We start from the raw sequence: 7,569 nt of genomic DNA on the forward strand, positions 1-7,569 counted from the left end.
CCGCACCGTCACGGTGCCGCCGTCGCCGTCCACCAGCCCGAGCGGGAGAACCCCCGCCGAGGCCGGCGTCTGGACCTGATGGGCGACCGCAGGTCGGTGCGCTTTCACGGCAACGCCACACGGCTCACCGAGGAGACCGCGCCCAACGTCAAGAACCGCTCGCACACCCTGACCGCGCAGGTCGAGGTGCCCGAGGGCGGCGCCGACGGTGTGCTGGTGGCTCAGGGGCGGGAGGTTCGGCGGCTGGTCGCTGTACCTGCACGAGGGCAGGCCCGCCTACGCCTACAACGACACGACGCGCGCGAGGCGGAGGCGACCGTGGTCGCGCTGAGCGAGTACGGCATCGCACCCGCCGACACACCGGTCGACATCAACCGGGCGCTGCGCCGGGAGGGCCTGCTCGAGGTCTACACCCAGGACGGCATGGAGTACCTGGACCCGTGGACCTCGCGCGCCTTCGCGGTGGCCGACCACCAGGTCGCGCACGTCTACGTCGCCGACGACGCCGACCTGCCGAAGGTGCGGAGCCTGCTGGAGAGCCTGGGCGGGGTGGACGAGGTGCTCGACCGGCAGGCCCAGGCCCGCTACGGGCTCGACCACGAGCGCGCGGGCGAACTGGTGGCGGTGGCCGAGCCGAGGGCGTGGTTCACCTACTACTACTGGCTGGACGAGGCGCGCAGGCCGGACTTCGCCAAGGGCGTGGAGATCCACCGCAAGCCCGGCTACGATCCCGCCGAACTGTTCTTCGACCCCACCGACCCCCTGGTGAAGGCGAAGGCGGGCCTCAATCTCGTGCGCAAGAAGGTCGGGCTCCGCTACGCGATGAACGTGGTGCCCACCGACCCGAGGTGGGTGCGCGGCTCGCACGGCAGGTTGCCGGACTCACCCGAGCACGGTCCCGTTCTGCTCTGTTCCGACCCGGCGGCACCGTCCGCGGTGGAGTCCACCGGGCGGATCGCCGCGACCGACGTCGCCGACCTGCTGCTGCAACTGCAAGGAATCCGCAAGGGAGCGTGAGTCATGACCCGACCGGTCACGTTGTTCACCGGCCAGTGGGCCGACATGCCGTTCGACGAGCTGTGCCGTCGGGCCTCGGAGTGGGGCTACGACGGCCTGGAGATCGCCTGCTCGGGCGACCACTTCGAGGTCGACCGCGCGTTGTCCGAACCGGACTACGTCGACAAGCGCCTCGCGTTGCTCGACTCGTACGGGCTGAAGGTGTGGGCGATCTCGAACCACCTCGTCGGGCAGGCCGTGTGCGACGACCCGATCGATCAGCGACACCGCAACATCCTGCCCGCCCGGATCTGGGGTGACGGTGAGCCGGAGGGCGTGCGGCAGCGTGCCGCGGCCGAGATGGCCGACACCGCCCGCGCGGCCGCGAAGCTCGGGGTGGACACGGTCATCGGGTTCACCGGTTCGAAGATCTGGAAGTACGTGGCGATGTTCCCGCCGGTGTCGCAGGACATGGTCGACGACGGCTACGCCGACTTCGCGCGCCGCTGGAACCCGATCCTCGACGTGTTCGACGAGGTGGGCGTGCGGTTCGCGCACGAGGTGCACCCCAGCGAGATCGCCTACGACTACTGGACCACGAAGCGGGCGCTCGAGGCGGTGGACAACCGGCCTGCGTTCGGCCTGAACTGGGACCCGTCGCACTTCGTGTGGCAGGACCTCGACCCGGTCGGGTTCATCCTCGACTTCGCCGACCGGATCTACCACGTCGACTGCAAGGACACCAAGAAGCAGTTCAACGGCCGCAACGGCAGGCTCGGCTCCCACCTGCCGTGGGCGGACCCACGCCGGGGGTGGGACTTCGTCTCCACAGGGCACGGCGACGTGGACTGGGAGAGCGCGTTCCGCGCACTGAACTCGATCGGCTACACCGGGCCGATCTCGGTGGAGTGGGAGGACGCGGGCATGGACCGGCTGCGTGGTGCGGCGGAGGCCGTCACCCACATCCGCGGCCTGCTGTTCGACAAGCCCGAGGCGGCCTTCGACGCCGCCTTCAGCACGGAAGGGAACTGAGTGCGATGAGTGACAACGGGATGACCGGCGCCGGACTGTCCCGGCGGGCGATGCTCCGGACGGCGGCGGGCGCCGCGGCCGCGGCGGGCATCACCGGAGCGCTGGCCACGACGGCGCAGGCGGCGCCGGGCCAGGCCGGAGGCTGGTCCGGTGGCAGGCGCGTGCCGAAGAACATGATCAGCATCCAGCTCTACACCCTGCGGGACCTGCTCTCCGAGGATCTGGAGGGCACGCTGGAGGCCCTGGCCGACATCGGGTACCGCACGGTCGAACTCGCGGGGACCTACGGCCGGTCGGCGGCCGAGTTCCGCGGCCTGCTGGACCGGTATCACCTGCGGGCGACCTCCGCGCACGTCTCGTTCGACGGTGCCGACGTCGACCAGCTCATCGACGACGCGCGGACCCTCGGCTACACCAAGGCCGCCTGCGCCTACGCGAACTACTCCACGCTGGCGGAGTGGCGGGCCTTCGCCGAGCGGCTCGACACGGCCGCCGCGGCGTTCCGCAGGGCCGGGATCGCCTACGGCTACCACAACCACGCCCACGAGTACCAGACCATCGACGGAGTTCGCCCGATCGATGTGATCGCCGAGAACACCGATCCGCGCAACGTCCACTTCGAGTACGACCTGTACTGGGTGGTCGAGGGCGGTGCCGACCCGGTGGAGGAGTACTACCGCCGGTTCGGCCGGGTGCTTCAGTACCACGTCAAGGACCGTGCGCCCGAGGGCGGATGGGCCGACCTGGGCACCGGCACGATCGACTTCGGCGAGCTGTTCCGGCGTACCTGGAAGGGTCCGATGAAGCAGTACATCGTCGAACACGACGCGCCGAGCGATCCGCTCACGACCGCGAAGGTCGGCTTCGACTACCTCGCGGACCTCCGCTTCTGACCGTGGCCCGCGCCTCCGGGTGAGGGGGCGCCGGAGCGGGCGCCAGGTGCGCGCACCGGCCCCCGTGCTGGACGGCACGTTCACCATCACCAACCGGGCACGCCGACGGCGGGCACGTTCCCGTGCAAGCGGGGGCGCGGGACACGGGGGCGGGGTGTGCGTTCCCCGACGTGTTGTGTCGACGGCGGTGCGTCCACCAGCGCGCGTCGCGTCGCGGTGAGCACGGCGGCCACGATCTCGCGGTGGGTGAGCGGCCTGCCCGGCGCGAGCGCCGAGGCCTCGCCCAACAACACCCGCTGGGTGGGTGGTCGCCGAGCGGGGACGCCGGCTCCGGCAGGCCCGGCACGAGCCCGGACTCAACCGCCGACCGGACGTCCACCACCGGCGCCCGGGGACCGATCAGCGGCGCGACCGCCTCGAGCACGGGCCCGCGGTCCTCCTCGCGCAGCCACGTGACCACCAGGTCGATCGGCGTGGCGCCGAGGGTCTCGGCCACGCGCCGTGCCAGCGTCTCCGGCTCGTCCCACCGCGCCCGGACCCACACCGCGCGACCCTGCGGGTCGCCGTCCGGAGACACCGGGACCGGCGTGTAACGACGGGACGGTTGCACCACTGTCCACCCGTCCCGGGTCAACCGCTGGGCGACGTCGGTGAGCATTCCCGACCCGGCCAGGATCAGCGCATGCGGACCAGTCATGGCCAGCGAATACCCGAACGGGTGAACGCTTAATCGGCCGTCCATGTCACACCGGACCGGGCCCCGTGAGGGCCGTCAGTGCGCGGCGGCGTTCCAGGAACGACCGAAGCCGACCGACACCTCCAGCGGCACCGACAGCGCGTAGGCCGCGCCCATCTCGCGGCGCACCAACGCCTCCACCTCGGCGTGCTCGCCGTCGGCGACCTCCAGCACCAGCTCGTCGTGCACCTGCAACAGCACCCTGCTGCGCAGCTCCGACGCGGTCAACGCGCGGTGCACCCCGAGCATGGCGACCTTGATGATGTCGGCCGCGCTTCCCTGGATCGGCGCGTTGAGCGCCATCCGTTCGGCCATCTCGCGGCGCTGGCGGTTGTCGCTGGTGAGGTCCGGCAGATACCGGCGCCGCCCGAAGATCGTCTGCGTGTAGCCGTCCCTCGCGGCCTGGTCGACCACACTGCGCAGGTAGTCCCGCACGCCGCCGAACCGCGCGAAGTACTCGTCCATCAGCCCGCGCGCCTCGTCGGTGGGCACGCGCAGTTGCTGGGAGAGGCCGTAGGCCGACAGCCCGTAGGCCAGCCCGTAGTTCATCGCCTTGATCTTGGCGCGCTGCTCGCCGGAGACCTCCGTCGGCTCCACGCCGAACACCCGCGCGGCGGTCGCGGCGTGGAAGTCGAAGCCCGACTGGAACGACTCGATCAGCGCGGTATCGCCCGACAGATGCGCCATGATCCGCATTTCGATCTGGCTGTAGTCGGCGGTCATCAGGTCCTCGAATCCCGCGCCCACGACGAACGCGTCGCGGATCCGGCGCCCCTCGTCGGTGCGGATCGGGATGTTCTGCAGGTTCGGGTCGACCGAGGAGAGCCGCCCGGTCGCGGCGATGGTCTGATGCAGCGTGGTGTGGACGCGGCCGTCGTCGTGCACCGACTTGAGCAGCCCTTCCACGGTGGTGCGCAACCGCGTCGCGTCGCGGTGTTCGAGCAGGTGCCGCAGGAACGGGTGCTCGGTCTTCTCGTAGAGCGTCTGCAACGCGTCGGCGTCGGTGGTGTACCCCGTCTTCGTGCGCTTGGTCTTCGGCATGCCGAGCTCGTCGAACAGCACGACCTGCAACTGCTTGGGCGAACCGAGGTTGATCTGCTTGCCGATGACCTCGTAGGCCCGTTCGGTCGCCTCCTTCACACGGCTCGCGTAGTGCGCTTCGAGCGTGGTGAGCGCGTCGGCGTCGACCGCGATCCCCGCCGCCTCCAGTTCGGTGATCACCGAGAGCAGCGGCAGTTCGATCTCGGTGAGCAGCTGACCGCCGCCGCTCGTGCCGAGCTCGTCGGCCAGCGCGCCCGACAGGTCCGCGACGGCGCGCGCCCGCAGGAGCTCGCTGTGCGCGAGCTGGGTGTCGGCGTCGGTGGTGTCCAGCAGCGACAGCTGGTCGCCGTCGGCCGAGCGCTCCGAGCGCAGCTCCCGGCGCAGGTACCGCAGCACGAGGTCGTCCAGCTCGAACGACCGCTGGCCCGGGCGGACGAGGTAGGCGGCGAGCTCGGTGTCCATCGTGATGCCCTCGGGTGACCAGCCTCGGGCCCGCAGCGCGTGCAGGGGCGCCTTGAGGGAGTGGCCGACCTTGTGCACATCGGGGTCGGCGAGCCACGCCGCCAGCGCGCGTTCGTCTGCCTCGGTCAGCGTGGTGACGTCGAGGTAGGCGCCCTGACCATCCGGCGCCGCCAGCGCGAGCGAGGACAAATCGGACGAGACCGACGCCCCCGTGGTGCGGGCGGCCAGTCCCACGGTGGCGCCCCGCGGGGCGTGGGCGGCGAGCCAGTCGGCGACGGTGCCGGGCTCCAGCGCGCCGCCGTCGACCTCGAATCCGGCATCGGCCTCGGGTTCGGCACTGGTCAGCGACGCGAACAGGCGGTCGCGCAGCACCCGGAACTCCAGCTCGTCGAACAACCGATGCACCGCGTCGCGGTCCCACGGGCGCAGTCCCAGGTCGGCCGGCGCGGTTTCGAGCGGAACCTCCCGCACGAGTTCGGTGAGCTGCCGGTTCAGCAACACCGAGTCCAGGTGCGCGCGCAGCGTGTCCCCGACCTTGCCCTTCACCTCGTCGACGCGGTCGACCAGACCGCCCAGTGAGCCGAACTGCCGGATCCACTTGGTGGCCGTCTTCTCCCCCACGCCCGGGATGCCGGGCAGGTTGTCGGACGGGTCACCGCGCAGCGCGGCGAAGTCCGGGTACTGCTGGGGTGAGAGACCGTACTTCTCCTGGACCGCCGCCGGGTCGAAGCGAACGAGGTCGGAGACTCCCTTACGCGGGTAGAGCACCGTGACCGAGTCGGTCACCAGCTGGAGCGCGTCGCGGTCGCCGGTGCAGATCAGCACCTCGTACTCGGCCGAGGCCTGGGTGGTGAGGGTCGCGATGATGTCGTCGGCCTCGTAGCCCTCCTTGGCGAGCACCGGAACCGACAGGGCGCCGAGGATCTCCTTGATCAGCTCGACCTGGCCCTTGAATTCGTCGGGCGTGGTGAGCCTGTTCGCCTTGTAGTCGGCGAAGGTCTCCGAACGGAATGTCTGGCGCGAGACGTCGAAGGCCACCGCGAGGTGGGTGGGGTTCTCGTCCCGCAGCAGATTGATCAGCATGGAGGTGAACCCGAACACCGCGTTGGTGACCTGCCCGGTCGAGGTCGAGAACCGGTCGGCGGGGACCGCGAAGAACGCGCGGTAGGCCATCGAGTGGCCGTCGATCAGCAGCAGGCGGGGTGTGTCGTTCACTACGGAGGTGTTCTCGTTGGGGCTCACGCCCGTGAGTCTAGGCTGAGGGCCCGACAGCCTGGCCCGACGTGTCGACCGAGGAGCCGCGAGTGACCGACCACGTGTCCGAGCAGGAAGTTCGTGAGCAGCTTGCCGGGATCAGTCCCGAGATCGCCGAGCAACAGCTCAACGACAAGGTCGGGCTGAGCTTCACCGAACTGACGCCCGAAAGGGTGGCGGCGACGATGCCGGTCGAGGGCAATCTTCAGCCGTACGGGTTGCTGCACGGCGGGGCCAACGCGGTGCTGGCCGAGGCGCTCGGGTCCACCGTGGCCGCGCTGAACGCGGGTGCCGACCGCGTCGCCATGGGCCTGGAGCTGTCCTGCACCCACCACCGCGCCGTGCGCTCCGGACACGTCACCGGCGTCGCGACACCGCTGCACGTGGGCCGGGGCACGGTCACCTCCGAGATCGTGATCAGCGACGAGTCCGGCAGGCGTAGCTGCACCGCCCGGCTGACCTGCGTCGTGCGCCCGCGCACGCCCGGGAGCTGACCGACGGAACTGCCCGCCATCCCCGTCCCGCGTCACCCGGCCGGGGCACTTCGGCGGGTGTGTGCCGCGCGCCGCCCGGACGGGGCACCACACGGGCGGCCGGGCTGGTTAGCCTCGCCGGATGCAGTACACCGACCTCGCCACCGTGATCGACGAGATCACCGAGTGGGCACACCGTGCCGGGCGGCGGCCGCTGCCCTCGCGCGCGGGGCTGGACGCGGTCCTCGACGCGCTCATCGGCGAGCTCGGGATCACCGATTTCGGCGCGCTCCGGGCGGGCACGCCCACCGAACTGCTGCTCGACGTGTGCCCGGGCCGGGTCGGCTCGGACGAGGTGGACGAGGTGCTCACCGCGGCGCGGACCGTGGTCGACTACGCCTCCGACACCGGCGGCATCCCGGCCACACTCGGCAGGAGGTTACGCCGCGAGATCGACGCCGCGGCCGACGAGTTCGGCGACGCCGTACTGGCCGAGGAGGTCGCCGTGGCGTTCGACGACGAGCTCAGCGAGGACGACGGCAACGAGGACGAGGACGACGGGCCCGGTTTGGTCGAGATCCTCGGCACGGACCGCCTGCCCCCGCTGCGGCTTCCGCCGGAACCCGAGCTGGCGGCGGCCGCCCGTGCCAGCGCCCGGCTGGATCGCGTCCGCGCGCTGGCG

The 7,569-nt window shown here is 71.0% G+C and carries 6 protein-coding genes and 1 pseudogene; 5 read left to right on the top strand and 2 right to left on the bottom strand.

Annotation, left to right across the window (positions count from 1 at the left end; translation table 11 throughout):
* The 3 genes from SACSA_RS22115 to SACSA_RS0108625 all read left to right on the top strand — a co-directional run.
* The coding region (locus tag SACSA_RS22115) for an alkaline phosphatase family protein (protein WP_019815109.1) at window positions 1-1,017 on the top strand (1,017 nt) is incomplete at its 5' end.
* 3 nt (window positions 1,018-1,020) lie between these two features.
* Window positions 1,021-2,028: a sugar phosphate isomerase/epimerase family protein gene (locus SACSA_RS0108620; protein ID WP_019815110.1), complete on the top strand. Its 1,008-nt coding sequence runs from the start codon at window positions 1,021-1,023 to the stop codon at window positions 2,026-2,028.
* A 20-nt stretch (window positions 2,029-2,048) separates the two neighbouring features.
* Entirely contained in the window at window positions 2,049-2,921 is an 873-nt protein-coding gene (locus SACSA_RS0108625) for a sugar phosphate isomerase/epimerase family protein (RefSeq protein WP_028661689.1), read from the top strand.
* A gap of 86 nt (window positions 2,922-3,007) precedes the next feature.
* Here the strand turns inward: SACSA_RS0108625 and SACSA_RS26705 are convergent, their stop codons facing one another.
* On the bottom strand, window positions 3,008-3,214 hold the full coding sequence (locus SACSA_RS26705; RefSeq protein ID WP_019815112.1) for a hypothetical protein: 207 nt from the start codon (window positions 3,212-3,214) through the stop codon (window positions 3,008-3,010).
* Window positions 3,215-3,693: 479 nt separating this feature from the next.
* Complete coding sequence (gene polA / locus SACSA_RS0108635) at window positions 3,694-6,402, bottom strand: DNA polymerase I (protein WP_028661690.1); 2,709 nt, start codon at window positions 6,400-6,402, stop codon at window positions 3,694-3,696.
* A gap of 62 nt (window positions 6,403-6,464) precedes the next feature.
* On the opposite strand from polA, the gene SACSA_RS0108640 reads away from it, so the two are divergent.
* Together SACSA_RS0108640 and SACSA_RS0108645 are read left to right on the top strand one after the other, a co-directional pair.
* Window positions 6,465-6,908 carry a hotdog fold thioesterase gene (locus SACSA_RS0108640; protein ID WP_028661691.1) on the top strand — a complete coding sequence of 148 codons (444 nt, stop codon included), beginning with the start codon at window positions 6,465-6,467 and terminating at the stop codon, window positions 6,906-6,908.
* A gap of 121 nt (window positions 6,909-7,029) precedes the next feature.
* Window positions 7,030-7,569, top strand: a pseudogene (locus SACSA_RS0108645) (hypothetical protein); the annotation flags it as partial.

It is taken from the genome of Saccharomonospora saliphila YIM 90502, from assembly GCF_000383795.1.
GTDB lineage: Bacteria > Actinomycetota > Actinomycetes > Mycobacteriales > Pseudonocardiaceae > Saccharomonospora > Saccharomonospora saliphila.

Coding starts and splice junctions, on each gene's coding strand:
- SACSA_RS0108620 (WP_019815110.1), top strand. CDS start 1,021: ATGACCCGACCGGTCACGTTGTTCACCGGCCAGTGGGCCGACATGCCG.
- SACSA_RS0108625 (WP_028661689.1), top strand. CDS start 2,049: ATGACCGGCGCCGGACTGTCCCGGCGGGCGATGCTCCGGACGGCGGCG.